Source organism: Mycobacterium sp. NGS48 (assembly GCF_059812585.1).
Window position 1 is genome coordinate 155946 of sequence record NZ_JCALCY010000007.1, and the last position, 25938, is coordinate 181883.

The window sequence follows — 25938 nt, forward strand, 5'->3', positions numbered from 1 at the left end:
CGCCGACGGTGTCAGAGGGGGGTGTTGAAATTGTTGTGCCCAACCAATATCGACTTCCGTCCGAGGCCAACCGCGCGCTGGTACACGTGATAATGGCTGTGCGGGACCGGATGCTTGGATCAGGGAGGGGAGTGGCGTGAGCCTGAGGTTCGCCTTCTATGGCCGAGTGAGCACGGAGGACGCTCAAGACCCGGAGGCGAGCCGCAGCTGGCAGAAGCGGCGTGCCATGGACCTGATCACTCCGCACGGCGGATTCATCGCCGCCGACTACTTCGATGTGGGACAGAGCCGTTCACTGCCGTGGAAGCGCAGGCCAGAGGCGTCACGTCTGCTTGCTGATGTCGCTTGTCGGGACCGTAGCTTTGATGCCGTAGTGATTGGGGAACCCGCCCGTGCGTTCTACGGGCCGCAGTTCGCGCTCACCTTCCCTGTCCTCACGCACTACGGAGTTGGCCTGTGGGTACCCGAGGTCGGCGGAGCGGTCGATCCCGGCTCCGAGGCACACGACCTGGTGATGACTCTGTTCGGCGGCATGAGCAAGGGAGAGCGCGCTCGAATCCAGATGCGCGTCCGTACGGCGATGTCAGCACTCGCGCACGACACCGCCAGATATCTCGGTGGTCGACCACCCTACGGTTACCGGCTCGTCGATGCCGGCCCGCATCCAAACCCTGCCAAGGCCAATCTTGGGCAGCGGCTTCACCGCCTCGAACCCGACCCCGCGACATCTTCGGTCGTCGAGCGGATCTACCGCATGTACGCCGACGGAGCGGGCCTGCGCTATATCGCGCAACGGCTCACCGACGATGGTGTACCGTCACCGAGCCAGTACGACCCGGCACGGAATCGGCATCGTGACCCACGAGGATGGTCCCATTCGGCGATCCGCGCGATACTCGACAACCCGGCGTACCGCGGTATCCGTGTTTGGGGCAAGCAGGAGAAATACGAGGTTCTGGTCAACCCCGATGATGTCGCTGCGGGGTATGAGACTCGTATGCGGTGGCGTGATGAGGCCGACTGGATCGCACCAGAACGCCGCACGCATGAAGCGCTGATCCGTGACGAACTAGCGCAGGCTGTTCGTCTTCGGATGCAGGCGCGGCGGGGTCCCGGTCTTGTTTGCAGCAGAGAGTCAACAGTGCCATATGCACTGCGTGGGCTGCTGTTCTGTGCCGCATGTGGACGGCGGATGCAGGGCGCTGCCCGCGCCGGGAAGCGAACAACACGCATCCTCTACCGTTGTGAGCTCGGTAAGTCGCGTTCGGTACCCGCGGACCTGAGTGATCACCCGCGCACCGTCTACCTCCGTGAAGATGAGGTGACTGCGCGACTTGACGAATGGATCGCCACCCTGGCCGATCCGGCCGACTTGGCACGCGGGCAAGACGCGGACCCGGTAGCAGGGGCTGGCTACGCGGCCTTGCGGCGCCAGCTCAGCGAGGCGAATGCGAAGGTTGCTGCTCTGGTTACCGCCGTGGAGTCTGGTGTGGCCGTTGAGGATTTGACTGTTGCATTGCGCCGCCGCACCGCCGAGCGCGACGAGCTGAAGGTCCGTCTTGAGCAAGCGGAGCGACCTCGCGTCATGACTGCCGCACAAATCAGCGAGTTGGTTGAGGAATTGGGCGGGCTGTCAGCAGTGCTTGGTGAGGCAACCGGGGCGGAACGCGCTCAGGTATACGCAAGCCTGGGCCTGCGCCTCGACTACGACCCGCATCTTCAGCGAGTCACGGCGACTGCCGACTTAAGTCGTGTCGCCGGACGTGTCCGAGGGGGGACTTGAACCCCCACGCCCATTAATAGGGCACTAGCACCTCAAGCTAGCGCGTCTGCCATTCCGCCACTCGGACCGACGCCAACCACGCAAGTTGGCAGCTAAGGCTATCGGATCGGCGACCCCCGACCCAAACCCGCCGGACGGCGCCGGTGGTAGGAAAGGTGACTGTGACTGTTGCAACCGGTGACCGCACCGACCCAGCCGACGACATCGTCGACGTCGTCAGCACCCTGATCCGGTTCGACACCACCAACACCGGCGACCTCGCCACCACCAAAGGCGAGGCGGAGTGTGCCCGCTGGATCGCCGGTCAGCTCGAAGACGTCGGCTACCAGGTGGAATACCTGGAATCCGGTGCGCCCGGGCGCGCCAATGTATTCGCGCGACTGGCCGGCACCGCCAGCTCCCGAGGCGCCTTGATGATCCACGGCCATCTCGACGTCGTACCCGCGGCGGCCGCCGATTGGAGCGTGCACCCGTTCTCCGGTGCGGTCGAGGACGGCTACGTCTGGGGCCGCGGAGCCGTCGACATGAAGGACATGGTGGGCATGATGATCGTGGTGGCCCGCCAGTTCCGGCGCGCCGGGATCGTGCCGCCCCGCGATCTGGTGTTCGCGTTCGTCGCCGACGAGGAGCACGGCGGCACATACGGCGCGCATTGGCTGGTCGACAATCGCCCGGATCTGTTCGACGGTGTCACCGAGGCGATCGGCGAGGTCGGCGGCTTCTCGTTGACGGTGCCGCGCCGCGACGGCGGGGAGCGGCGGCTCTACCTGATCGAGACCGCCGAAAAGGGCTTGCAGTGGATGCGATTGACGGCCCGGGGCCGGGCGGGCCACGGCTCGATGGTGCACGACCACAACGCTGTGACCATCCTCGCCGAGGCGGTCGCGCGGCTGGGCCGTCACCAGTTCCCGCTGGTGCTGACCGACGCGGTCGTGCAGTTTTTGGACGCGGTGGGCGAGGAGACCGGGCACAGCTTCGACACCGATTCCCCCGACTTGGAGGGCGCGATCGAAAAGTTGGGGCCGATTGCCCGCATCGTGAAGGCCACGCTGCGTGATACCGCCAACCCGACCATGCTCAGCGCCGGCTACAAGGCCAACGTCGTGCCGGCGATGGCCGAAGCCGTGGTGGACTGCCGGGTGTTGCCCGGGCGACAAGCGGCGTTCGAAGCCGAGGTCGACGAGCTGATCGGCCCCGACGTGACCCGGGAATGGGTCGTCAGCCTGCCGTCCTATGAGACCGGCTTCGACGGTGATCTGGTCGACGCGATGAACTCGGCGCTGCTGGCGGTGGATCCCGAAGCCCGGACCGTTCCCTACATGCTGTCCGGCGGGACTGACGCGAAAGCATTCGCGCGGTTGGGGATTCGCTGTTTCGGCTTCGCTCCGCTGCGCTTGCCGCCGGAATTGGATTTCACCGCGCTGTTCCACGGCGTGGACGAACGGGTACCCATCGACGCGCTGAGATTCGGTACCGACGTGATGTCGCACTTTTTGACAAACTGCTAGTCGGAAATCAAGCCGGAGAGACGAGAGGACTGACCATGATCGCACCGCCCGACCCCTATGCCACGCTGCCCAAGCTGCCGTCGTTTCACCTGCAATCGGCGTCGATCACCGACGGACAACCGATGGCCAGCGCTCAAATCAGCGGCATCATGGGCGCCGGCGGCGAGGACGTCAGTCCCCAACTGAGCTGGTCGGGCTTCCCGGACGAGACCCGCAGTTTTGCGGTTACGGTGTACGACCCGGATGCGCCGACGCTGTCTGGTTTCTGGCACTGGGCGGTGGCCAACCTTCCCGCCGATGTCACCGAGTTGCCCGACGGCGTGGGGGACGGTCGTGAGTTGCCGGGAGGCGCGCTGACACTGGTCAACGACGCGGGCATGCGCCGCTATGTCGGTGCGGCCCCGCCGCCGGGGCACGGCCCGCACCGGTACTACGTCACGGTGCATGCGGTGAAGGTGGAGAAACTCGATCTCAACGAGGACGCCAGCCCGGCGTTTCTCGGGTTCAACCTCTTCCAGAACGCCATCGCACGCGCCGTCATCTACGGCACCTACGAGCAGCGCTAGCCGCCGAAGCACCGGCGCCGCTTCCAGCCTTGCGAACACCAGTGGTCACCGACAACGCGATGCGCGCGTGCGTGTTGGTGCTGCCCGGCGGCGAGGTGCGCAGCGAGCGGCCTTTCAAGCCCTGGCGATTGGCCAGCCTGCGGATGATGTTCGTGACACGGGCATTACGGCGCCGGTTGGGGCGTCAGGTCGAGGTACGCCAGGTGCACTATCGCGTCTGCGGATGGAACAGCCCGCGGCTGGATCCGGTGCAGGACGCCAAGAAGGTGCTGGCCGACGTCCAGGCCCGGTTCCAGCCGGAACGAATTGCGCTGGTGGGCCACTCCATGGGCGCGCGGGTTGCGGCCCACTTGGCCGCCGGCGGGGGAGTCGGCGCGGTGGTGGCGCTTGCGCCGTGGTGGGCAGGGCAAGACGGTGACCTGATCCCGGCATCCACCCGGTTGCTTGTCGTGCACGGTACCGCCGACACCACGACCGACCCGGCCGATTCGCACGCACAAACCAGGCGGGCCTGCCGGCGCGGGCTGGATGCTCAATGGGTGGCTCTGGACGGAGTCGGCCACCACTTGGTGCGCCGATGGCGCGAATGGCACCGGCTGACGACCAGGTTTGTCGCCGATCATTTGGCTGCCGCAGCAACGAGCTAGCCGACGCGACGCGGTCGGGCGGCGGGTCAGGGACGCGTCGCCGAGCCGACCGCGTCGCTCAGCGACGCGAACCCCCCGTCGTGGAGGCGGCGGGCGATGCCGTCGTGAATGTGTTTGGCCCACAGCCCGCCGCCGTAAATGAAACCGGTGTAGCCCTGCAACAGCGAAGCACCGGCGGTGATCCGGTCCCAGGCGTCGTCGGCGGTTTCGATGCCGCCCACGCTGATGAGCACCAGACGGTCACCGACCCGGTGATACAGCCGGCGCAGCACCTCGGCGGCCCGCCGCGCCAGTGGCGGCCCCGATATGCCGCCGGGGCCGAGACCAGCCACGCCGGGGGTGGCCAGGCCGTCGCGCGACACCGTGGTGTTGGTGGCGACGATGCCGGCCAGGCCGAGTTCGACGGCAAGGTCGGCGATGTCGTCGATGTCGGTGTCGGTCAGATCCGGCGCGATCTTCACCAGCACCGGAGCCGACGTCTCGGCGAGCACCGCGGTCAGAATCGGGCGCAGCGACTCCACCGCCTGCAAGTCGCGTAGCCCGGGCGTGTTCGGCGAGCTGACGTTGACCACCAGATACGACGACAGCGGGCCGACCAGCCGTGCGCTGGCGCGGTAGTCGTCGACGGCATGCTCGGGCGGGGTCGTCTTGGTCTTGCCGATGTTGACACCGATCGGCACGTCGGCGCGGTGGCGGGCCAGCCGCGCCGAGAGTTCGGCAGCCCCGTGGTTGTTGAAGCCCATCCGGTTGAGCAGGGCGCGGTCTGCCGGCAGCCGAAACATCCGCGGGGCGGCATTGCCGGGTTGGGGGTGCGCGGTGACGGTGCCGATTTCGGCGTAGCCGAAACCCAGCGCCCCCCACGTCTTCAGGCCGGCGCCGTCCTTGTCGAAGCCGGCGGCCAGCCCGAGCGGCCCCGGGAAGCGCACGCCGAACACGGTGCTGGCCAGGACTGGGTCAGTCGGCCCCAGCGCCCGCCGAAGTCCTCGCCGCGCCCCCGCGCCGACCGTGGCGGCCCGCAATGCGGTGAACGCCAATGTGTGAATACGTTCGGGGGGCACCAGGAACAGCATTCGGCGAAGCGCACCGTAGATCCGATGATCGTCGCCGCTTGCCGTCACAGTTCCGGCTGGCCCGCGGTGTCAACTGCGTTGTCGACGCGAGATTTTTTGCGGCGCAACAACACTCGCCTGCTGCCATCGGTGTAGAGCCGTACCCGGGTCAGCTCCCAGCCGCGATATTCCGCTTCGATGGACAGCCGGGTGGATGCACTGACCCGGGTCACATCCGGAGGCAGCCGCAACGGCGCCCACTCGTATTCGTCGGACATCTCGGCGTCCCAGCCCGCGGGCAATCGGCTGCGCTGTGCCGTGCTCAACGCGGGCCCGCCGCATGCTCGATGACCTGAACTCCGCCGCCAGACCCCGACACCACATACAACGTGCCTGAAGCGTCGGCGACGGCGAGGAAGTTGGGCTGCTGCACGGTCGGGTAACGCACCTTTTCGACGGGTATTCCGGTGGACAGATCGTAACCAATAACCGTATTCGCCGCGGTCTGCGTCACCCAGGTCAATCCGCTCGACCCGGCCAGACCGTACGGAGCCTGGCGCACCGGATAGGCCTGACGCAGGATCAGCGGGTCGACTCCGAACACCAGCAACTGGCCGCCGCGGGTATCAGCGACCAGTACCCGGCCCAGCGGATCAGCGGCGATGGTGGTGGCGCCCTGACCCGCCCGCAACGCCTGCCCAAGTGTGCCGTCAGCCTCGATCGTGGTGACCAAGGTTTGCGCTCGATCCAGAACGGCCACGGTATTACCTTGCGCCGCAAGGGCATCGACCCGACCAACAATCTTCGTCCGGTTGGCGACCGCAGCTCTGCCCGCTCCGGGTCCCGCAGTGGCCAGCCGGTAGACGGCACCGTCGGCGGTTCCCAACACCAGCGCGTTGTCGGCGCGGCGGGCGATTGCCGTGAAGTCGGTGTCTTCGGCGTCGGCAACGGCCACCCGGGCAACCCGGCCGGCGGCCAGATCGACGACGAAGTAGCCGCCGCGGGTGGCCACATAGGCGTTGCCGGCGTGGTCGCCGGTCAACGCGTTCGCCGGCCCGGGCAAGTCCATGACCCGGGCCGGCTGGGGCCCGCTGTCGAATATCGCAATGTTGGCCGGTGCCGCCGGCTGGCCGGCTGCGGTCAATACCGCCAGCGCAGCGGTGTGGTCATCGACGATCGCCGCCTGAGCGCGGCCCGTCAGCGGCCACACGACGCCGGCCGGAGCGACAGTGACCGGCGGAGAATCAGCCGGCGCAGCCGGCGAGGTCGTCGGTGGTGAGGTGTCGAATGACTCCGCCGAGCACCCGGCGACAAGTGTCAGGAAAACCAGCAGGCCAGCGGCTCGCCGGTGAACCGCCGGTTTACACATTGAGGCCAAGGGGTAACTTTCAGGTTATGCAGCGGGACGTGCGATCCGGGTCAGAGTCTAAGGAAGATTGTTTGGTTCGACCCGGCCTCGTCGCCCTGGCTTGGCGAGTCCCGGGAGGTATGGTCGCCGCATGACTGTCGCCGAAGACCGTCAGTTCGCCGATTCCGAGTTCGGAATCGAAGACATGTGGACAGGGGTCTTTTCGACCAAGGTCTTGGCGAGTGGCTTCGGTCACGTCGGGGATGGCCGCAGTTTCGCATTTCGTATCGAACGACAGTGGCTGCTCGTCGAGATTTACCGGCCACGACTCAATGGCCCGGTCCCGCAGCCCGAAGACGTCGTGGCGACGGCCCGGCGAAGCGTGGTCGATATCGACGTCGCCGACGAGCGCAGTTTGGCCGCGGCGGTGCGTGACTCGGTTGCGGCGGCCGCACCGCTACCGCGCTAGCCCGGCTTACGCGTCCGGCACGGTGAGCGGCGGGCACACCGGGTACGGTCGTCGTCGTGACTGCGGCCCCGGCGATGTCTTGGTGGCAAGTCGTGGATTTGGCCGTGGTGCAGGGTCTCACCGAATTTCTTCCGGTGTCGTCGTCGGGGCATTTGGCGATCGTGTCGCGGTTGTTGTTCGGCGGGGATGCGGGCGCCTCGTTCACGGCCGTCACCCAACTGGGCACGGAGGCAGCCGTCCTGGTCTACTTCGCCCGCGACATCGTGCGCATCATCAGGGCGTGGCTTAACGGCCTGGTCGTCACCGCCCACCGCAACGCCGACTACCGGCTGGGCTGGTATGTGATCATCGGCACGATCCCGATCTGCGTGCTGGGCCTGGTGTTCACCGATCAGATCCGCTCGGGGGCGCGCAATCTCTGGGTGGTGGCGACGGCGCTGGTGGTGTTTTCGGCGGTGATCGCGGCCGCCGAGTATCTCGGCCGGCAGATGCGCCACGTCGAGCAACTGACCTGGCGCGACGCGGTCGTAGTGGGTTGTGCGCAGACGCTGGCGCTGGTTCCCGGGGTCTCGCGGTCCGGCGCGACCATCAGCGCCGGGCTGTTTATGGGACTCGACCGCGAGTTGGCCGCACGCTTCGGGTTCCTGTTGGCGATCCCGGCGGTGTTTGCCTCCGGGTTGTTCTCGCTGCCGGACGCCTTCCATCCGGTACATGAGGGGATGAGTGCCACCGGCGCGCAACTGTTGGTCGCCACCCTGATCGCGTTCGTCGTCGGCTTCGCCGCGGTGGCGTGGTTCCTCCGGTTTTTGGTGCGGCACAACATGTATTGGTTTGTCGGATACCGGGTGATCGCCGGGATCACCGTTTTGGCCCTGCTGGCGACGGGTGTGGTGAGCGCGATATGACCGTCATTCTGTTGCGGCACGGGCGGTCCACGTCCAACACCGCACACATCCTGGCCGGCCGATCCGAGGGCGTCGACCTCGACGACAAGGGCTGCGAACAATCTGCGGACCTGGTCGATCGGGTCGGCGACCTTCCGGTCCGGGCGGTAGTGTGCTCGCCACTGCTGCGCTGCCGGCGCACGGTTGAACCACTTGCCGGTGCACTGGACCTGGCGCCGGTGGTCGACGAACGGCTGTCCGAGGTCGACTACGGCGACTGGACCGGCCGCAAAATCGCCGACTTGACCAAAGAATCGCTGTGGAAAGTGGTGCAGGCCCAGCCGAGCGCCGCGGTGTTTCCCGGTGGTGAGGGACTGGCGCAGGTCCAGGCGCGTGCGGTGGCCGCCGTCCGCGAGTACGACCGACAGCTGGCCGACCAGCACGGCGGCGATGCGCTGTGGCTGGCCTGCACCCACGGCGACGTCATCAAGGCAGTCGTCGCCGATGCGCTGGGCCTGCACCTGGACAGCTTCCAGCGCATCACCGCCGACCCGGCGTCGATGAGCGTGATCCGCTACACCGCGCTGCGCCCATTCGTGATACACGTCAACCACACCGGTGCTCGGCTGACGTCCGCGCTGGTGACGGCTCCGTCGTCCGATGCGCAAACGCCGCCCGGTGATGCGGTGGTGGGTGGCACCACCGAGTGAATCTCGCCGCAGCGGGTACTGCTGAGGCATTACGACGGTGCGGCAACAGCCGCTATTTTGGAGATGCCATGTCTCGCGCAATCCACGTTTTCCGCACCCCCGACCGGTTCGTCGCCGGGACCGTCGGCCAGCCCGGAAATCGCACCTTCTACCTGCAGGCCGTCCACGACGCACGGGTGGTCTCGGTAGTGCTGGAGAAGCAACAGGTCGCGGTGCTCGCCGAGCGAATCGGTGCGCTGCTGCTCGAGGTCAACCGCAGATTCGGGACACCGGTGCCGCCGGAGACCACCGACGTCGAGGACCTCAGCCCGCTGGTCACGCCGGTCGACGCCGAGTTCCGGGTCGGCACCATGGGTTTGGGCTGGGACTCCGAAGCGCAGACCGTGGTGGTCGAATTGCTGGCGGTCACCGACACCGAGTTCGACGCGTCGGTGGTGCTCGACGACACCGACGAGGGCCCTGACGCGGTGCGGGTGTTCCTGACGCCGGAGTCGGCGCGCCAATTCGCGACCCGCTCCAACCGTGTCATCTCCGCGGGGCGCCCACCCTGCCCGCTGTGTGATGAACCGCTGGACCCTGAGGGACATATCTGTGCGCGCACCAACGGGTACCGGCGCAGCGCGTTGCTCGGGTCTGACGATGACGCCGAGGACTGATGACCGTGAGGTGCTGCGCCGCGGCGAGTTGACGGTCCTCGGACGCATCCGCTCGGCGAGCAACGCCACCTTTTTGTGCGAGTCGACACTGGGTGAGCGCAGCGTGCACTGCGTCTACAAGCCGGTCGCCGGTGAACAGCCGCTGTGGGACTTTCCAGACGGCACCCTGGCCGGCCGGGAAGTCGGCGCGTACCTGATCTCCGAGCAGTTGGGCTGGAACATCGTGCCCTACACCATCATTCGGGTCGGGCCAGCCGGGCGCGGCATGCTGCAACGTTGGGTGGACCAACCCGGCGACACACCCGGCACCGACCGCGAGCCTCGACCGGATCTGGTCGACCTGTTTCCGGCCGGCAAGCCGCCGGCGGGCTATCTGCCGGTGCTGCGGGCCTATGACTACGCCGGTGAAGAAGTGGTGTTGATGCACGCCGACGACATCCGGCTGTGGCGGATGGCGGTTTTCGACGTGCTGGTCAACAACGCCGACCGCAAGGGCGGCCACGTGCTGCGTGACGTCGACGGGTACGTGTACGGCGTCGACCACGGGGTCTGTTTCCATGTCGAGGACAAACTTCGCACGGTGCTGTGGGGTTGGGCCGGCAAGCCCGTCGACGACGACACCCTCGATGCGCTGACCGGGTTGGTCGGCGCGCTGGACGGCCGGCTCGGTGACACATTGGCCGCCCACATCACCGCTGCCGAGATCACCGCGCTACGCCGCCGCACCCGGACGCTGCTGGACAACCCGGTGATGCCCAGTCCGGACCGGCACCGCCCGATTCCGTGGCCGGCTTTTTGAGCCAGTAGCGTGGTTCGACATGTCGCGTTCTTTCGAGACGTCAGTAGATTTTCCGGACGCCGTCGACCAGATCTTTTCGACCTTCTGCGAGGAGGAGTACTGGCAGGCGAGGGTGGCCGCCACCGGTAACCCCAATGCCAAGCTCGACTCGCTGATCATCGACGCAGACGACACCGTCACGGCGAACGTCAGTATCAGCTTCCTGGGCGAGCGGCTGCCTAAGGCGATCACCAAGTTGACGGGCGGTGACCTCAAATTCTCCCAAACCCAGCGGTGGGGCCGTGACGGCGACCGGGTGCGCGGCGAGATCAACGTGGCCGTTTCCCGGCTACCGGCGTCGGGCCTCGGGAAGGCGTTGCTGTTGCCGGTGAGCAATGGCTCGCGGATGGACGTCACCACCACCGTCGAGGTCAAGATTCCGCTCGTCGGCGGCAAGTTCGAACGTTACGTCGGCGGCCTGCTCGACGACGACCTCAAGAGCTTTCAGCGCTTCACCACCGAGTGGATTGCAGAAAAGTCCTGAACCTCGGCGATACTGGACCAGGTGAGGCCGGAGCAGACTGACGCGGCGCTGGCCGCCGATTTGGCCGCCGACGCCGGACAGCTGCTGCTGGCGGTGCGCGAGCAGGTCGGGTTCGACTATCCGTGGATGCTCGGCGATGCCGGTGATACCGGCGCCAACGCCCTGCTGCTGCGGCGGCTACATGCCGAGCGCGCCGGCGACGCGGTGCTGTCCGAGGAGGCCCACGACGACCTGGCCCGGCTGCGCGCCGATCGGGTGTGGATCGTCGATCCACTCGACGGCACCCGCGAGTTCTCCACTCCCGGCCGAGACGATTGGGCTGTGCACGTCGCGTTGTGGCGCCGCGACGGCGGCCCGCACGGCGCGATCACCGACGCGGCAGTCGCGCTGCCCGCGATGGGCGAGCTGTATGGCAGCGACACCGTCAGCGCCGACACCTCGACACGGTCAGGCCCGATCCGGATCACCGCCAGCTCCAACCGGCCACCGGCAGTGCTGTACCGGCTGGCCGAGCGGCTCGATATCGAACTGGTGCGGATCGGCTCGGCCGGCGCCAAAGCGATGTCGCTGGTGCGCGGCGACGCCGACGCCTACGTCCATGCCGGCGGCCAGTGGGAGTGGGATTCAGCCGCGCCGGCGGGCGTGGTGCAGGCGGCGGGCATGCACGCGTCGCGGCTCGACGGCTCCGAGCTGATCTACAACCGGCCCGATCCCTACCTGCCGGACTTCCTGATGTGCCGGCCCGAGCTGGCCGACGTGCTGCTGGGCGCCATCCGGCTGGCCGGCTGACCCAACGCCGCAGTGTCGCTTTACAGTCGACGGTATGCAGTCCTGGCCCTGTCCACCGCCGCCGGCCTTGCCAGGCCGTGGTCCGGAGCTGCGGCTGTATGACACCTCCGATCGGCAGGTGCGTCCGGTGGCAGCCGGGCGCACCGCCACCATGTACGTCTGCGGCATCACCCCCTACGACGCCACCCATCTCGGGCATGCCGCCACCTACCTGACGTTCGACCTGATTTATCGGCTGTGGCTGGACCTCGGGCACGACGTGCATTACGTGCAGAACGTCACCGACGTCGACGATCCGCTGTTTGAACGGGCCAACCGCGACGGCGTGGACTGGCGCGACCTGGCCGCGCGCGAGGTCGGCCTGTTCCGCGACGACATGACCGCGCTGCGGGTGCTGCCGCCGCGCGAGTATGTCGCCGCCACCGAGGCCATCGACGAAGTGGTCGAGCTGGTCGAGAAGATGCTGGCCGCCGGGGCGGCCTACATTGTCGACGACCCTGACTACCCCGACGTCTATTTTCGCGCGGACGCCGCGCCGCAATTCGGCTACGAATCGGGTTATGACCGCGACACCATGCTGGGGTTGTTCGCCGAGCGCGGCGGCGACCCGGACCGGCCCGGCAAGGTCGACCAGCTCGACGCGCTGTTGTGGCGTGCGGCGCGGGCCGGAGAACCCAGTTGGCCGTCGCCGTTCGGCCCGGGCCGGCCGGGATGGCATGTGGAATGCGCCGCGATCGCACTCAGCCGCATCGGCACCGGCCTGGACATCCAGGGCGGCGGAACCGACCTGATCTTTCCGCATCACGAATTCACCGCCGCGCACGCCGAATGTGTCAGCGGCGAACGGCGATTCGCCCGCCACTACGTGCATGCGGGGATGATCGGCTGGGACGGGCAGAAGATGTCCAAAAGCCGCGGCAACCTGGTGCTGGTGTCGGCGCTGCGTAACCAGGGTGTCGAACCGTCGGCGATCCGGCTGGGTCTGCTGGCCGGTCACTATCGCGCCGACCGTTACTGGGACGCCCAGGTGCTGGACGAGGCCATCGCACGACTGGATCGGTGGCGCGCCGCTGCCGCGTTGCCGGCCGGCCCGGACGCCGCCGACACCATTGCCCGGCTGCGCCGCTACTTGGCCGACGACCTCAACACACCCAAAGCCCTTGCCGCTCTTGATGGTTGGGCCACCGACGCGCTCGAGTACGGCGGCCACGATGTATCCGCGCCGCAGGCGGTGGCAACTATGGTCGACGCACTGTTGGGAGTGGACCTGTCATGACCCCCGTGAATTCTCAAGTCGTTTTCATCACCGGTGGGGCCGGCGGGATCGGAGGCGAGCTCGCCCGTCGGTTGCACGCCAAGGGCGCCAAGCTGGTTATGACCGACCTGGATGATGCGTAGCTCAAGGCCCTGACCGGCGAACTCGGTGACAATCGGGTGCTCATTGCGGTCGCCGATGTGCGTGACCTGGCGGCAATGCAAGCTGCGGTGGACCGAGGTGTCGAAAGGTACGGCGGCATTGACACCGTAGTGGCGAACGCCGGCATTGGAAGCTACGGCTCGGTGCTTCAGGTCGACCCGGAGGCGTTCAGGCAACTCATGGACGTCAACGTGCTCGGTGTGTGTTTCACACGGTCCGGGCCGCGCTGCCGTCGGGATCGAACGTCGCGGGTATGTGCTGATCGTGTCTTCGCTGGCCGCATACGCTGATTGTCCAGGCCTGGCGCCGTAAAACGCCTCCAAAGCCGCCGTCGAGCACTTCGCCAATGCGCTGCGCCAGGAAGTGGCCCACCGCGGCGTGGACGTCGGATTGGCGCACATGTCGTGGATCGACACCGCAATGGTGCAAGACACCAAGGCCGACTTGTCCACTTTCACCGAGATGCTGGCTAAGTTGCCGTATCTACTTAACCGCACCACCTCGGTGCAGATCTGCGGCCAGAGCTTCGTCAAGGGCATCGAGGGCGCAAGTGCCACATCAATTGCCCGGGCTGGGTCGGTGCGATGCGCTGGCTGAAGGCGGCATTGTCGAGTCGGATTGGCGAAGCGCCGGTTGGTCGGCTCGTGCCGGATCTGTTGATGGACGCCGAGGTCGCCGCCCTTGGTCGTTCTACCAGCGCGCGCACCGAGTCACTGGAGAAGTCCTGAGCTGTCGGCGCGGATCGTGTTGAGGGCTGGCATCGTCGGCCAATGCGCCGGTTAGGCGTTGACCGAGCCGATCCGCGGGTGGTGGCGTTAGCGCCGCACCATCAGTGTGCTGTTCCCACAGATCACCATCGGTGTCTTTCGCCAAGACGCCTTGCACTGGCACCGGAACGGGACGTTCACCTCGCCACCGACGGTGGCGGCTAACCCCTGGAAGCGAGACCTACTACATCCCGCCCCGCCTGATTAATCACCCAAGGAGGTTTCAGCGGTGTCCGTCCGTCCGAATATGGGGTGAACGCCTCATGCGCCGCGTCGGTCGGCCGCGCACACTATGCACTACAAACCCTGGCTCGGCGCCGTCGCGCTCAACTCCGCGAACCGGTGGCCCGCCAACACGGCACAGTGCCAATCTCAAGAATGGGAAGGAAGGATTCGATGAACCGTACTCGTACGGTCACTGGAATGGTGACCTCGGCGCTGCTGGGCGGCAGCGTGGCGATGGGCCTTGCAGCCGGTGCTGCGCACGCCGACGACTATGGCGGCGGCACCTGGTGTCCCGGGAAACCATTGCCGGTGGTGGAGAACTTTGTATTGACCCCGGATGGTGTCATGTCCGGGAGCGGGCCAATTCCAGGCGCCGTCAACTGGGATATGACGGTCTGCCACGACTGGTACAACAAAATGGTGGACAACGGCGACGGAACAAAAACTAACACTGTTGTCGAGGGCAGACTGCTTCCGATGAATTGCGGACTTTTCTGGTGTCCGGTTCCTCCCGGAACGCCAGCACCTTAAGAGCGGTCGGCGCCCGCGCACTGGTCGCGGTCTCGGGTGTCACCGTCGCCGCAGTACTGGGACTAGGCATATTGAGCGTGAGCGTTGACAACGCCCGGGCTGCTTCCGAGTGTTCGCCGGCCAATGCCAACACTCCGCCGTGCGCCCCACCCGAGGGGCCCGCGGGAACCTGCGACGCGAACGGGGTATGCGGCCAGTTGTGGTGCCCGGGCTCCCGGATGGTAGGTTTCCCCGATTGGGATATGAACGTCTGTCACACGTTCTACTTCGATCCCAACTCCCCGGAGGACAAGCCCGTCATCATCGCCGGCATGCCGCCCGGTCCGCCGCCGGGTCCACGCCCGCCGTGCATTCCGTTCGTCAACTGCCTGCCGGGGTTGTGATCGCCGCGGCCGATCACGTCGTTGACGTGGCAACGGGGCTCAAGCCGGGTGAGTAATGACGTCCTTCTGCGACGACGCGTAAGCCGCAGCGGCTTGAGCGCGGTTGCGGGCGCCGAGTTTGCCCAAAATGGCTCCGACGTGCCTGTTGGCGGTCTTGGGGCTGATAAACAACGCGGTGGCGATCTCACTGTCACTGAGGCCGGCCGCAACGAGTTCGAGTACGTCGCGTTCACGCTGGGTGAGCCCGTGCGGGTCGCTGATCGTGGCTTTGCGGCGCATGTCCGGATTGCGGTGGCGCAGCAGGGCCAAGCGCTCGCGCGCGCGCCGGGCAGCGGCGCGGGCACCGCAACGGCGGAAGGATTCCAGCGCCGCCTCGACGGCAGGGATGTCGCCGCCGATCTGGGCCAGCGCCGCATCGTAGGGGCTACCCAGGCGCAGCCATTCAGCGGCGGCGGCTTGCCAGTCCCCACTGACTTCGAAGCGATAGGGCGTGACGGTGTCGGGTGTCGGCGCCGCATCCGGCGTCCCACCGGCCAGATGCGCCCAGCGTCGAAGCTGGCCCACCAGCCACGGGTCGGCGTGCTCGGTGGACGCGGCCAACCCCGCGTGCGCTTCGGCGCGGGCGGCCTCGTCGTCACCAGCCAGCCAGGCCGCTTCGGCACGGGCCGCCCACACCAGCCCCAGGCGGGAGAGGTCGCCCGGGTCGGCGGCGGCGCGCGCCTCGTCGAGCAGCGCCGCCACCGATTGCTGCTCGCCGCGGCGCGCACGGATCAACGCGACACAGATGAGTGGCAGGATTCGCGGCGGTGGCGGCAGGAACGGCCGAGTCAGCACTTCGTCGGCGTGAACCAGCGCACGGTCCCAGTCGCCGCGGTGCAAGGCGACCAGGGCGGCCGCCCCGGTGGTTATCGAGGCGAACATGCCCAGTCCGTGGGCAGCACAGAAGGAGCTGGTGTCGGCGATGTAGGCTTCGGCGCGCTCCAGGTGATGGTGCACCGCAGCGAACCAGCAGATGAGACCGCCATTCAGACCGCCCAGCTCAGACAGTCCCTCGGTTGCCATCGAGTCGCGCCAGGCCGTCTCGAGTTGATCCCAGCCGGTGTCGCTCCGCAACACGGCGGCCAGCAGCGCGAAGAAGCGGGTCCGTACCACGACGGCGGTGTCGCCAAGTCGGGTGCCGACCTCGATGGCGCGTGCCGCGTAGGCGTCACATGCCGGGTCGAAACCGAACGCCGCCAATGCTGTCATCGTCGCCAGAGACCAAGCCAGCTGCGGGCACTCCTCCGCGTTTTCGAGCAGCCGCAGCGAGGCGGCAGCGGCTTCGAGTGCGTCGCCGGTGCGGCCCAGCAAATACAGTTGGTGCGACAGCCAGTGCAAGTCCTCGCTTTCCCGTAACCCGTCACCGAGCGCGCGGCGCAGCGCGATCGCGTCTTCCCATGACGACACCGCGGCCTCGCCGAGGCCACTGAGGTAACCGGTGAAGGCGTGCTGTTCCAGCCATGTCGCCTTGTCCTGTTCGGTTGCCGTGTCGGCGTGGCGCAAGGCGAGAGCGTAAAGCTCGGCGGCCTCGCGGTTCGCGCCCAACGAGGAGGCCCGCGCGGCGGCGGCGGGTCCGTAACGCACGACCGCGTCGATGTCGCCGGCCTGCTCGGCATGTAACGCCAAGGCTGCCCAGCTGTCCGGGTCCAGTGGCTCTTCCATCAACACCGCCAACGCCCGTTTGTGCAGCGTTCGACGTTCGAATGGGGGTATCTGCTCCAGCGCCGCGCGCCGGGCCAGCTCGTGACGAAAGCTGACGGTGTCCACATCGGCGACCAGCATTCCAGCGTTCAGGCACTCCGTCAGCCCTTCCACGGCGCCGGTGCATACTCGGCGCACCAACGCCAGGTCGGCCCGCGGCCCGCACACCGCCGCGGCGTGCGCCGTTTCACGTCCGCTGTTCGACAGCCGCGCCAGCCTTCCCCACACCGCCTCAGACACGCTGCGCGGCAGGGCTTCACGCGACAGCGCCTCAGCGCCTCCGGCCAGCACCTCGGTGACGAAAAAGGGATTGCCATCGGTGAGCCGGTGCAACGCCTTGGCGTCGACGCCGCTGTCGGCAGCCAGCGCAGCCACCGCTTTCGCGCTGAGCCGCTCCAATCCGATGCGCCGCACCACCGCCGAGGTCGCCAGATCGCCCAGTAGAACGGTCAACGGGTGTTGCTCGCCGATTTCGTCATCGCGGTAAGACACCACCAGCAGAACGGGCAGCGCCGCGATGCGCCGAGCCAGGAAGCGCAGCAGGTCCAGCGTGGCGCTGTCGGCCCAGTGCGCGTCCTCGACAATGCACACTCGCACGGGGGCGCCGGTCGCCATGTGCACCAACCGGCCATGAATCGCTTCGATGTCTGCGGCGTCGATGGCCGCTCGCAGCTCGGCCGCCTGCGCTCCGGACGTTTCAGCGAGCATGTCGAGCACCGGGCCCAGTGGCCGCGGGGTCGCCACCGGATCACACCATCCCCACGACACGGCCATCCCTTGACCCGCGCCGGCCACAAACCGCTTTATCACCGCGGTTTTGCCGACCCCTGCTTCACCGCGCAGTAACACCAGCTGTCCGCAACCCCGGGCCGCCGTCCGGTAATGCCGATTCAGTTCGGCCAGCGCGGTCTCGCGCTCCAGCAGTCGGTCCACCGCACTCCCGCCATCGGTCGCTGCGCGGCCGCACGGTCCGAGGCCGCATCATCGGGGGCCGAATATGGGGTGAATACCCGATGCGCCGGGACCCTGCGGCCACGCACACTATGCGGTAGAAAGCGTAGCCCCGCCGCACCCACCGGCGTGGACAATCGCCCTCGCTCGCTGCCGGGTGCGGCGAACACGAGATGCGCCAGGCCAGACGACCAGAACGAAGGGAAACGCAAACATGAACGCCATTCGCTCGGTGAAAACGCTCGGCGCGGCGCTGTTGTCGAGCGGCGTCGTCGTGATCGGATTGGGTGTATTTCCAGGAACAGCGCAGGCCGCGCCCGGTTTCGCGCCGCTGGTCACCTGGTGTCCGGGGCAGCCCGTGCCGTTTTCGACTCCGCCGGTCAGTTGGGACATGAGCGTCTGCCACGAGTGGCACAGCGTCTGGGATCAGGATGCCTACGCCGTGCGCGTCATCGAAGGACCCTCACCCAAAAACCCGGAAGACAACTGTCCACCGGGCGCACGCGCCTCGATACTGCCGTGCTTGTAGCGCCACGAAAGGGAAGGCTTGCGCCGCGATGGCCTGCGAGAGCGGGTCGCCGCCGGTAAAAGCCTGCAGCGCCGGCGTCGCGGGGTATTGCGCCCACGGTTGCCGTTCCGGCGATCGACGGTGCGAGGGCGTTACCGCCCGAAGCCCGGGCGCCGGCGGCGCAAGTACCGCTCGAACTCCGCGGCCAGCGCGTCGCCGTCGATCTTGCCCAGCGCCTCGTGCATCTCCACGTCGGCGTCGCCGCGCTCCTCCAGCGAGTGCACGTATTCGGCGATCTCGTCGTCCTCGGCGGTCATCTCGGTGACGGCCTGCTCCCACTCCTCGGCCTGGGCCGGCAGATCGCCCAGCGGCACCTCGACGTCGAGCACATCCTCGACGCGACGCAGCAACGCCACCGTGGCCTTCGGGTTGGGTGGCTGAGAGACGTAGTGCGGCACCGCGGCCCAGAACGTCACCGCGGGAATCCCGGCCGCGACGCAGGCATCCTGAAACACGCCTGCGATACCGGTCGGCCCCTCGTAGCGGGTCTCCTCCAGGCCGAAGTGTTGCGCCGAGTCGGCGGAGTAGGCCGCACCCGACACCGGCACCGGGCGGGTGTGCGGGGTGTCGGCCAGCAGCGCCCCGAGGATCAGGACGGTGTCGACGTTGAGCTTGTCGGCGATGGCCAGCAGCTCCGCGCAGAACGTCCGCCAGCGCATATTCGGCTCGACCCCGTGCATCAACACGATGTCGCGGTCGCTGCCCGGCGGGCGGCAATGGGTGAGCCGCATCGACGGCCACACCAGCTCCCGGGTGACGCCGTCGAGCTGACGGATCACCGGACGGTTGACCTGGTAGTCGTAGTAGGCCTCGTCGTCGATCTCGACGATCGGGTCGCCCTCCCAGATGGCGTCCAGATGTTCCAGCGCGTCGCTGGCCGCGTCCCCGGCGTCGTTCCAGCCCTCGAACGCCGCCACGACGATGGTGTTGTGCAGTTCGGGGAGCACAGCGCTGGTCACGCCAATCAGCGTAACGACCCGTGGAGGCTGACGCGGTGGCGACGAACCGACCATTTTCCATAGTCCGGCTATGCTTGTGGGGATGACTTCCACCGGGTCGAGCTGGGACGGGCGTCCAGACGTCTTGTGACGACGTAGACTTTTCTGGTCGAGAGGCGTTGCAACGGTTTTCTGGAGGGGGCCTGCCCCCCGTCCGGTATCCGCCACGCTCGGCAGAGTCAAGGACGCCTTCCGTTACGGAAGGGACGTACGTGAACGCCTTTGAGCCGAATATCCGCCCCGACTGCACCGAGGAACTGACGGCTGCGCTGCGCCGTCGGATCGTGGTGATCGACGGCGCGATGGGCACAGCGATCCAGCGGGACCGGCCGGACGAGGCCGGCTACCGCGGCGATCGGTTCACCGAGTGGCCGACCGCGCTGCAGGGCAACAACGACCTCCTCAATTTGACGCAGCCGCAGATCATCGACGGGATCCACCGCGAGTACCTCGAGGCGGGCGCCGACATCCTGGAGACCAACACCTTCAACTCGACCGCGATCTCGCTATCCGACTACGACATGGCGGAGCTGGCCTACGAACTGAACTACGCCGGCGCTGCGCTGGCCCGCAAGGCCGCCGACGAGTCCGGCACCCCGGAAAAACCCCGGTACGTGGCCGGCACCATCGGACCGACGACGCGGACGGCGTCGATTTCGCCGGACGTCAACGACCCCGGCGCCCGCAACGTCTCCTACGACCAGCTCGTCGCCGCCTACCTCGAAGCCGCCAACGGCCTGGTCGACGGGGGCGCCGACATCATCCTCATCGAGACGATCTTCGACTCGTTGAACGCCAAGGCTGCGGTGTTCGCCGTCGAGACGCTGTTCGAGGACCGCGGACGCCGCTGGCCGGTCATCATCTCCGGCACCATCACCGATGCGTCCGGGCGCACGTTGTCGGGTCAGGTCACCGAGGCGTTCTGGAACTCGATCCGGCACGTGAAGCCGATCGCGGTGGGCCTCAACTGCGCCCTGGGTGCGCCGGAGATGAGGCCCTACATCGCCGAGATGGCGCGGATCGCCGACACCTTCGTCTCCTGCTACCCGAACGCCGGCCTGCCCAATGCCTTCGGCGAGTATGACGAGTCCCCGGAGCGCCAGGCCGGCTACATCGCCGACTTCGCCGACGCCGGCTTGGTCAACATCGTCGGGGGTTGCTGCGGAACGGCGCCGCCGCACATCGCCGAGATCGCCAAGGTCGTCGAGGGCAAACCGCCGCGCGAAGTGCCGCAGATCCCGGTGGCCACTCGGCTTTCGGGACTGGAGCCGCTCAATATCACCGACGATTCCCTGTTCGTGAACATCGGTGAACGCACCAACATCACCGGCTCCGCGCGGTTCCGCAATCTGATCAAGGCCGAGGACTACGACACCGCGCTGTCGGTGGCGCTGCAGCAGGTCGAGGTCGGTGCGCAGGTCATCGACATCAACATGGACGAGGGCATGATCGACGGCGTCGCGGCGATGGACCGGTTCACCAAGCTGGTCGCGGCCGAGCCGGACATCAGCCGCGTCCCGGTGATGATCGACTCCTCCAAGTGGGAGGTCATCGAGGCGGGCCTGAAGAACGTGCAGGGCAAGCCGATCGTCAACTCGATCTCCATGAAGGAGGGTGAGGAGAAGTTCATCCGCGAGGCGCGGCTGTGCCGCAAGTACGGCGCCGCCGTCGTCGTGATGGCCTTCGACGAGCAGGGCCAGGCCGACAACCTGGAACGCCGCAAACAGATCTGCGGGCGCGCCTACCGGATCCTGACCGAAGAGGTCGGCTTTCCGGCCGAGGACATCATCTTCGACCCGAACTGCTTCGCGCTCGCGACCGGCATCGAGGAACACGCGACCTACGGGATCGACTTCATCGAGGCCTGCGCGTGGATTAAGGAGAACCTTCCCGGGGTGCACATCTCCGGCGGCATCTCGAACGTGTCGTTCTCGTTCCGTGGCAACAACCCGGTCCGGGAGGCGATTCACGCGGTGTTCCTGTACCACGCCATCAAGGCCGGCCTGGACATGGGCATCGTCAACGCCGGAGCGCTGGTGCCCTACGACTCGATCGACCCCGAGCTGCGGGAGCGCATCGAGGACGTCGTCCTGAACCGTCGAGAGGACGCGGCCGAACGGCTCCTGGAGATCGCCGAACGGTTCAACTCCTCCGAGAAGGCGGAAGATCCCGCGGCGGCCGAGTGGCGCAACCTCCCGGTCCGCGAGCGGATCACGCACGCCCTGGTCAAGGGCATCGACGCCCACGTCGACGACGACACCGAGGAGCTGCGGGCCGAGATCGCCACCGCGGGCGGTCGCCCGATCGAGGTGATCGAGGGCCCGCTGATGGACGGCATGAACGTCGTCGGTGACCTCTTCGGCTCCGGCAAGATGTTCCTGCCCCAGGTCGTGAAGTCGGCCCGGGTGATGAAGAAGGCCGTCGCGTACCTGCTGCCGTTCATCGAGGCGGAGAAGGCGGAGAACGGCACGGCTGATTCCAAGGACACCAACGGCACCATCGTGATGGCGACTGTGAAGGGCGACGTCCACGACATCGGCAAGAACATCGTCGGAGTCGTCCTGCAGTGCAACAACTTCGAAGTGATCGACCTCGGTGTGATGGTGCCCGCCGAGAAGATTTTGGCTGCGGCGAACGAGCACGACGCCGACATCATCGGGCTGTCCGGCCTGATCACCCCGTCGTTGGACGAGATGTCCAACTTCGCCGTCGAAATGGAACGCGAAGGCCTGGAGATCCCGCTGCTGATCGGCGGCGCGACCACCTCGCGCGCCCACACGGCCGTGAAGATATCGCCGCGTCGCAGCGGTCCGGTGGTCTGGGTCAAAGATGCCTCGCGTTCCGTTCCCGTCGCTGCCGCGCTGCTCGACGACAAGCAGCGTCCCGCCCTGCTGGAGGCCACCGAGAAGGACTATGCGGCCCTGCGTGATCGGCACGCCCAGAAGAACGAGCGGCCGATGATGACGCTGGAGAAGGCCCGCGCCAACCGGACGCCGATCGAGTGGGACGGCTACACGCCGCCGGTGCCCGCCATCGGCACGGGAGTATGGGATTTCCTCGACTACGACCTCGCCGAGTTGCGCGAGTTCATCGACTGGCAGCCGTTCTTCAATGCCTGGGAGATGAAGGGCCGCTTTCCCGACATCCTCAACAACCCGGCTTCGGGCGAGGCTGCCCGCAAGCTGTACGACGACGCGCAGCAGATGCTGGACACCCTGATCAAGGAGAAGTGGCTGACGGCCAACGCGGTGATCGGGTTCTTCCCGGCCAACGCGGTGGGTGACGACGTCGAGGTCTACACCGACGACACTCGTACCGAGATGCTGACCATGTTCTACAACCTGCGCCAGCAGGGCGAGCACCGGGCCGGCATCCCGAACCGGTCGTTGGGCGACTACATCGCCCCCAAAGAAACGGGTCTGGCGGACTACATCGGCGCCTTCGCCGTCACCGCGGGGCTCGGCAGCGGCGAGAAGATCGCGGAGTTCAAGGCAGATCTCGACGACTACAGCGCGATCCTGCTGGAGTCGATCGCCGACCGGCTGGCGGAGGCTTTCGCCGAACGGATGCACCAGCGGGTTCGCAAGGAGTTCTGGGGATTCCAGCCAGACGAGGCCTTGGACAACGAGGCGCTCATCGCCGAGAAGTACCAGGGAATCCGACCTGCCCCGGGTTACCCGGCCTGCCCGGAGCACACCGAGAAGGCGACGATCTGGAAGTTGCTCGACGTCCACGAGCGGACCCGCATTGAGCTGACCGAGTCGATGGCGATGTGGCCCGGTGCCGCCGTCAGCGGCTTGTATTTCTCGCACCCGCAGTCGCAGTATTTCGTGGTCGGCCGGATGGCCCAGGACCAGGTCGCCGACTACTCGAGGCGCAAGGGCTGGACACTGCGGGAAGGTGAGCGCTGGCTGTCCTCCAACCTCGCCTACAACCCGGAGGACTGAGCCCTACCTTGAGCTGAGGTCCATGCCACACCGTACGTTGGAGACCCGTGGGAAATGACGCGACTGCCCGTGCTGTTCGATTTGCGTCGGTCGCCGCGCTGGGCGGACTGATATTCGGCTACGACGTGTCGGTGACCAACGGTGCGGTCGGCGCACTGCAGGACACCTTCCAGATCGGCAACGCGCTGCTGGGCTTGGCGTCCGGCGCGGGGCTACTGGGTGCCGCGGTAGGAGCGATCTTCGCCGGACGAACCGCCGACCGGCTGGGCCGGGTGACGATGATGAAGCTGGCCGCGGCGCTGTTTTTCCTCTGCGGCCTCGGCACCGGCCTAGCGGGCAATATTTGGCTGTTCATCGCCTTCCATCTGTTGGGTGGTGTCGGTATCGGTATCGCGTCCGCTGTTGTCCCGGCGTATATCGCAGAAATTTCGCCAGTGCGTATCCGCGGCAGGCTTGGCTCCCTCCAGCAACTCGCAATCGTGTTGGGCATCTTCGGAGCCCTGGCGGTGAACTGGCTGCCGTTTCACATCGCAGGCGGTCCACGGGAAGAACTGTGGCTGGGACTGGCGGCGTGGCGTTGGACGTTCCTGGCCGAGGTGATCCCGGCGGTGATCTACGGTGCGCTGGCCTTCACCCTTCCGCCCTCACCGCGCTACCTTGTTGCAGAACAACGTATTCCGGAGGCACGACAAGTGCTGTCGATGGTGCTGGACGAGCGCGACGTGGACATCACCGTGACCCGGATCGCCGAAACGCTGCGTAGCGAAAAGCCGCCGTCGTGGCACGACCTGCGCGCTCCGACCGGCGGCCTGCACGGCATTGTGTGGGTGGGGCTGGGACTGGCCGTCTTTCAGCAGTTCATCGGAATCACGGTGATCTTCTTCTACGGAAGCGTGCTGTGGCAGGCGGTCGGCTTCGGCGAGCAGTCATCGTTCACCATCGCCTTGATCACGTCGGTGGTCAACGTCCTCATCACCTTGGTGGCCATCGCGCTGATCGACAAAGTGGGCCGCAGGCCGCTGTTGCTGACCGGGTCGGCCGGGATGGCGTTGATGTTGTTGACGATGACCGTCGTATTCGCCAGCGGCCCAGTCGTCGACGGCACACCGCACCTATCGGAGACGTCGGGACTGATCGCGCTGATCGCGGCCAACGTCTTCGTGATCGCATTCGGAGTGTCCTGGGGACCGATCCTCTGGGTGGCGCTGGGGGAGATCTTCCCCAACCGCATCCGGGCCGCCGCGGCCGGACTGGCCGCCGCCGGGCAGTGGGTGGCCAACTTCACCATCGCCTTCACCTTCCCCGCACTGCGCCAAGTTCTCGGCCTCGCCTACGGCTTCTACACCCTGTGCGCGGTGCTGTCGTTCCTGTTCGTGTGGCGCTGGGTGCGCGAGACCAAAGGTGTGTCGTTGGAAGACATGCACGCCGACCTGTCTTCTCCGCCGGCGGAGCCCACGCAGCAGGCGAACGAGAAACTGCCGTGACTTTGCTGACCGGCGCATGAAACAATCGCTGCCCGTGAAGAGTTTCGAGGATCTGTTCGCCGAGCTCGGTGAGCGCGCCCGAACCCGGCCGCCCGGCAGTGCCACGGTGGCCGCACTGGACGGTGGGGTGCACGCGCTGGGGAAGAAGATCCTGGAAGAGGCCGGCGAAGTCTGGTTGGCCGCCGAACACGAACCCGACGACGCACTCGCCGAGGAGATCAGCCAGTTGCTCTACTGGACGCAGGTGTTGATGATCTCCCGCGGGCTGACGCTGCACGACGTGTACCGGAAGTTGTGATGCTGCGAGTCGCGGTTCCCAACAAGGGAGCATTGAGTGAGCCGGCCACCGAGATCCTCGCCGAGGCCGGATACCGGCGTCGCACCGATGCCAAGGACCTGACGGTCCTCGACCCGGTGAACAACGTCGAGTTCTTTTTCCTGCGGCCCAAAGACATTGCGATCTACGTGGGTTCTGGCGAGCTTGACTTCGGGATCACCGGCCGCGATTTGGCGCGCGAGTCCCAGGCTCCGGTGCGTGAGCGGCTGGCACTGGGTTTCGGCTCCTCGAGCTTTCGTTACGCGGCGCCGGCCGGCCGAGACTGGACCATCGCCGATCTTGCCGGACGGCGGATCGCCACCGCCTACCCGAACCTGGTGCGAAAAGACTTGGCCGGCAGGGGCATTGATGCCACTGTCATCCGGCTCGATGGGGCGGTGGAGATCTCGGTTCAACTCGGCGTCGCGGACGCCATCGCCGACGTGGTGGGGTCAGGGCGGACGCTGAGCCTGCATGATTTGGCGGCCTTCGGTGAACCGCTGTGTGATTCGGAGGCGGTGCTCATCGAACGAGCCGACCCGGAGGAAGGCAGCAACGCCCGTGATCAACTCGTGGCGCGAGTGCAGGGGGTCGTTTTCGGACAGCAATATCTGATGCTGGACTACGACTGTCCGCGTTCTGTTCTGGACGACGCCACGGCGATCACGCCGGGACTGGAATCACCGACGATCGCCCCGCTGGCCGACCCGGACTGGGTGGCGGTGCGCGCGCTGGTTCCGCGCCGGGACGTCAACGCCACGATGGACCGGCTGGCCGCCATCGGGGCCAAGGCCATTCTGGCCTCAGACATCAGGTTCTGCCGATTCTGAGGTAGACCGGCATCGGCGCCGTTGCTGTGTTAGCGTCCGGCTAACCAATC

24 protein-coding genes, 1 tRNA gene and 1 pseudogene are annotated in these 25938 nt (G+C 66.9%); 20 read left to right on the forward strand and 6 right to left on the reverse strand.

The genetic code is table 11. The features are described from left to right. The first annotated feature begins 136 nt into the window (after positions 1–136). Positions 137–1783 (forward strand): recombinase family protein, encoded by a 1647-nt coding sequence (locus AC5Y42_RS15185; RefSeq protein ID WP_012394803.1) that lies wholly within the window; start codon positions 137–139, stop codon positions 1781–1783. Here AC5Y42_RS15185 and AC5Y42_RS15190 read toward each other — a convergent pair. Continuing rightward, positions 1765–1850, reverse strand: a tRNA-Leu gene (locus AC5Y42_RS15190). The genes AC5Y42_RS15185 and AC5Y42_RS15190 overlap by 19 nt on opposite strands. Before the next feature lie 94 nt (positions 1851–1944). Between AC5Y42_RS15190 and AC5Y42_RS15195 the strand changes: the two genes are divergently transcribed. Genes AC5Y42_RS15195 through AC5Y42_RS15205 form a run of 3 tightly spaced genes read left to right on the forward strand, consistent with a single transcriptional unit; the run spans position 1945 to position 4504 of the window. Further along, a complete protein-coding gene (locus AC5Y42_RS15195; protein WP_499899245.1) occupies positions 1945–3291 on the forward strand; it encodes a M20/M25/M40 family metallo-hydrolase in 1347 nt (448 codons plus the stop codon). A gap of 35 nt (positions 3292–3326) precedes the next feature. Then, positions 3327–3857: a YbhB/YbcL family Raf kinase inhibitor-like protein gene (locus tag AC5Y42_RS15200; RefSeq protein ID WP_499899248.1), complete on the forward strand. Its 531-nt coding sequence runs from the start codon at positions 3327–3329 to the stop codon at positions 3855–3857. A gap of 41 nt (positions 3858–3898) precedes the next feature. After that, complete coding sequence (locus AC5Y42_RS15205) at positions 3899–4504, forward strand: alpha/beta hydrolase family protein (RefSeq protein ID WP_499899250.1); 606 nt, start codon at positions 3899–3901, stop codon at positions 4502–4504. A 26-nt stretch (positions 4505–4530) separates the two neighbouring features. On the opposite strand, the gene AC5Y42_RS15210 is transcribed toward AC5Y42_RS15205, so the two are convergent. Genes AC5Y42_RS15210 through AC5Y42_RS15220 form a run of 3 tightly spaced genes read right to left on the reverse strand, consistent with a single transcriptional unit; the run spans position 4531 to position 6922 of the window. After that, entirely contained in the window at positions 4531–5595 is a 1065-nt protein-coding gene (locus AC5Y42_RS15210) for a quinone-dependent dihydroorotate dehydrogenase (RefSeq protein ID WP_499899360.1), read from the reverse strand. Between the two features lie 23 nt (positions 5596–5618). Continuing rightward, positions 5619–5831 (reverse strand): DUF5703 family protein, encoded by a 213-nt coding sequence (locus AC5Y42_RS15215; protein ID WP_499899362.1) that lies wholly within the window; start codon positions 5829–5831, stop codon positions 5619–5621. Positions 5832–5875: 44 nt separating this feature from the next. Next, positions 5876–6922 carry a hypothetical protein gene (locus tag AC5Y42_RS15220; RefSeq protein ID WP_499899252.1) on the reverse strand — a complete coding sequence of 349 codons (1047 nt, stop codon included), beginning with the start codon at positions 6920–6922 and terminating at the stop codon, positions 5876–5878. Positions 6923–7052: 130 nt separating this feature from the next. On the opposite strand from AC5Y42_RS15220, the gene AC5Y42_RS15225 reads away from it, so the two are divergent. The 11 genes and pseudogenes from AC5Y42_RS15225 (at position 7053) to AC5Y42_RS15275 (ending at position 15054) form a co-directional block, all read left to right on the forward strand. Beyond that, the gene (locus tag AC5Y42_RS15225; protein WP_499899253.1) at positions 7053–7370 is read left to right on the forward strand and encodes a hypothetical protein; all 318 of its coding nucleotides are present in this window, start codon (positions 7053–7055) and stop codon (positions 7368–7370) included. Positions 7371–7444: 74 nt separating this feature from the next. Next, positions 7445–8275, forward strand: coding sequence for an undecaprenyl-diphosphate phosphatase (locus AC5Y42_RS15230; RefSeq protein ID WP_499899363.1), 831 nt, complete (start codon positions 7445–7447; stop codon positions 8273–8275). Beyond that, positions 8272–8964 carry a histidine phosphatase family protein gene (locus AC5Y42_RS15235; protein WP_499899255.1) on the forward strand — a complete coding sequence of 231 codons (693 nt, stop codon included), beginning with the start codon at positions 8272–8274 and terminating at the stop codon, positions 8962–8964. Before AC5Y42_RS15230 ends, AC5Y42_RS15235 begins: the two co-directional genes overlap by 4 nt. Before the next feature lie 68 nt (positions 8965–9032). Next, complete coding sequence (locus AC5Y42_RS15240; RefSeq protein WP_499899257.1) at positions 9033–9620, forward strand: DUF3090 domain-containing protein; 588 nt, start codon at positions 9033–9035, stop codon at positions 9618–9620. Next, entirely contained in the window at positions 9604–10419 is an 816-nt protein-coding gene (locus AC5Y42_RS15245) for an SCO1664 family protein (protein ID WP_499899260.1), read from the forward strand. Before AC5Y42_RS15240 ends, AC5Y42_RS15245 begins: the two co-directional genes overlap by 17 nt. A gap of 19 nt (positions 10420–10438) precedes the next feature. After that, complete coding sequence (locus AC5Y42_RS15250; protein ID WP_499899261.1) at positions 10439–10942, forward strand: DUF2505 domain-containing protein; 504 nt, start codon at positions 10439–10441, stop codon at positions 10940–10942. A 21-nt stretch (positions 10943–10963) separates the two neighbouring features. Beyond that, a complete protein-coding gene (locus tag AC5Y42_RS15255; protein WP_499899263.1) occupies positions 10964–11731 on the forward strand; it encodes a 3'(2'),5'-bisphosphate nucleotidase CysQ in 768 nt (255 codons plus the stop codon). A gap of 34 nt (positions 11732–11765) precedes the next feature. Next, complete coding sequence (mshC, locus tag AC5Y42_RS15260) at positions 11766–13007, forward strand: cysteine--1-D-myo-inosityl 2-amino-2-deoxy-alpha-D-glucopyranoside ligase (protein ID WP_499899265.1); 1242 nt, start codon at positions 11766–11768, stop codon at positions 13005–13007. Beyond that, positions 13004–13876 (forward strand): annotated as a pseudogene (locus tag AC5Y42_RS15265) (SDR family oxidoreductase). Before mshC ends, AC5Y42_RS15265 begins: the two are co-directional and overlap by 4 nt. Before the next feature lie 462 nt (positions 13877–14338). After that, positions 14339–14671 carry a hypothetical protein gene (locus AC5Y42_RS15270; RefSeq protein WP_499899267.1) on the forward strand — a complete coding sequence of 111 codons (333 nt, stop codon included), beginning with the start codon at positions 14339–14341 and terminating at the stop codon, positions 14669–14671. A gap of 77 nt (positions 14672–14748) precedes the next feature. Further along, the gene (locus AC5Y42_RS15275; RefSeq protein WP_499899269.1) at positions 14749–15054 is read left to right on the forward strand and encodes a hypothetical protein; all 306 of its coding nucleotides are present in this window, start codon (positions 14749–14751) and stop codon (positions 15052–15054) included. Between the two features lie 39 nt (positions 15055–15093). On the opposite strand, the gene AC5Y42_RS15280 is transcribed toward AC5Y42_RS15275, so the two are convergent. Beyond that, the gene (locus AC5Y42_RS15280) at positions 15094–17727 is read right to left on the reverse strand and encodes an ATP-binding protein (protein ID WP_499899270.1); all 2634 of its coding nucleotides are present in this window, start codon (positions 17725–17727) and stop codon (positions 15094–15096) included. Positions 17728–17959: 232 nt separating this feature from the next. Between AC5Y42_RS15280 and AC5Y42_RS15285 the strand changes: the two genes are divergently transcribed. After that, positions 17960–18274, forward strand: a complete 315-nt coding sequence (locus AC5Y42_RS15285) for a hypothetical protein (protein WP_499899272.1) — start codon at positions 17960–17962, stop codon at positions 18272–18274. 131 nt (positions 18275–18405) lie between these two features. On the opposite strand, the gene AC5Y42_RS15290 is transcribed toward AC5Y42_RS15285, so the two are convergent. Further along, the gene (locus AC5Y42_RS15290) at positions 18406–19326 is read right to left on the reverse strand and encodes a PAC2 family protein (RefSeq protein ID WP_499899273.1); all 921 of its coding nucleotides are present in this window, start codon (positions 19324–19326) and stop codon (positions 18406–18408) included. A gap of 197 nt (positions 19327–19523) precedes the next feature. Here AC5Y42_RS15290 and metH point away from each other — a divergent pair, with 197 nt between their 5' ends. The 4 genes from metH to hisG are packed head-to-tail and all read left to right on the forward strand — an operon-like array spanning position 19524 to position 25888. Next, positions 19524–23258, forward strand: coding sequence for a methionine synthase (metH, locus tag AC5Y42_RS15295; protein ID WP_499899275.1), 3735 nt, complete (start codon positions 19524–19526; stop codon positions 23256–23258). Between the two features lie 47 nt (positions 23259–23305). Further along, a complete protein-coding gene (locus tag AC5Y42_RS15300; RefSeq protein WP_499899276.1) occupies positions 23306–24742 on the forward strand; it encodes a sugar porter family MFS transporter in 1437 nt (478 codons plus the stop codon). Positions 24743–24758: 16 nt separating this feature from the next. Next, positions 24759–25040, forward strand: a complete 282-nt coding sequence (locus tag AC5Y42_RS15305; RefSeq protein ID WP_499884102.1) for a phosphoribosyl-ATP diphosphatase — start codon at positions 24759–24761, stop codon at positions 25038–25040. Next, positions 25040–25888 carry an ATP phosphoribosyltransferase gene (gene hisG, locus AC5Y42_RS15310; RefSeq protein ID WP_499899278.1) on the forward strand — a complete coding sequence of 283 codons (849 nt, stop codon included), beginning with the start codon at positions 25040–25042 and terminating at the stop codon, positions 25886–25888. Before AC5Y42_RS15305 ends, hisG begins: the two co-directional genes overlap by 1 nt. Positions 25889–25938: the final 50 nt, after the last annotated feature.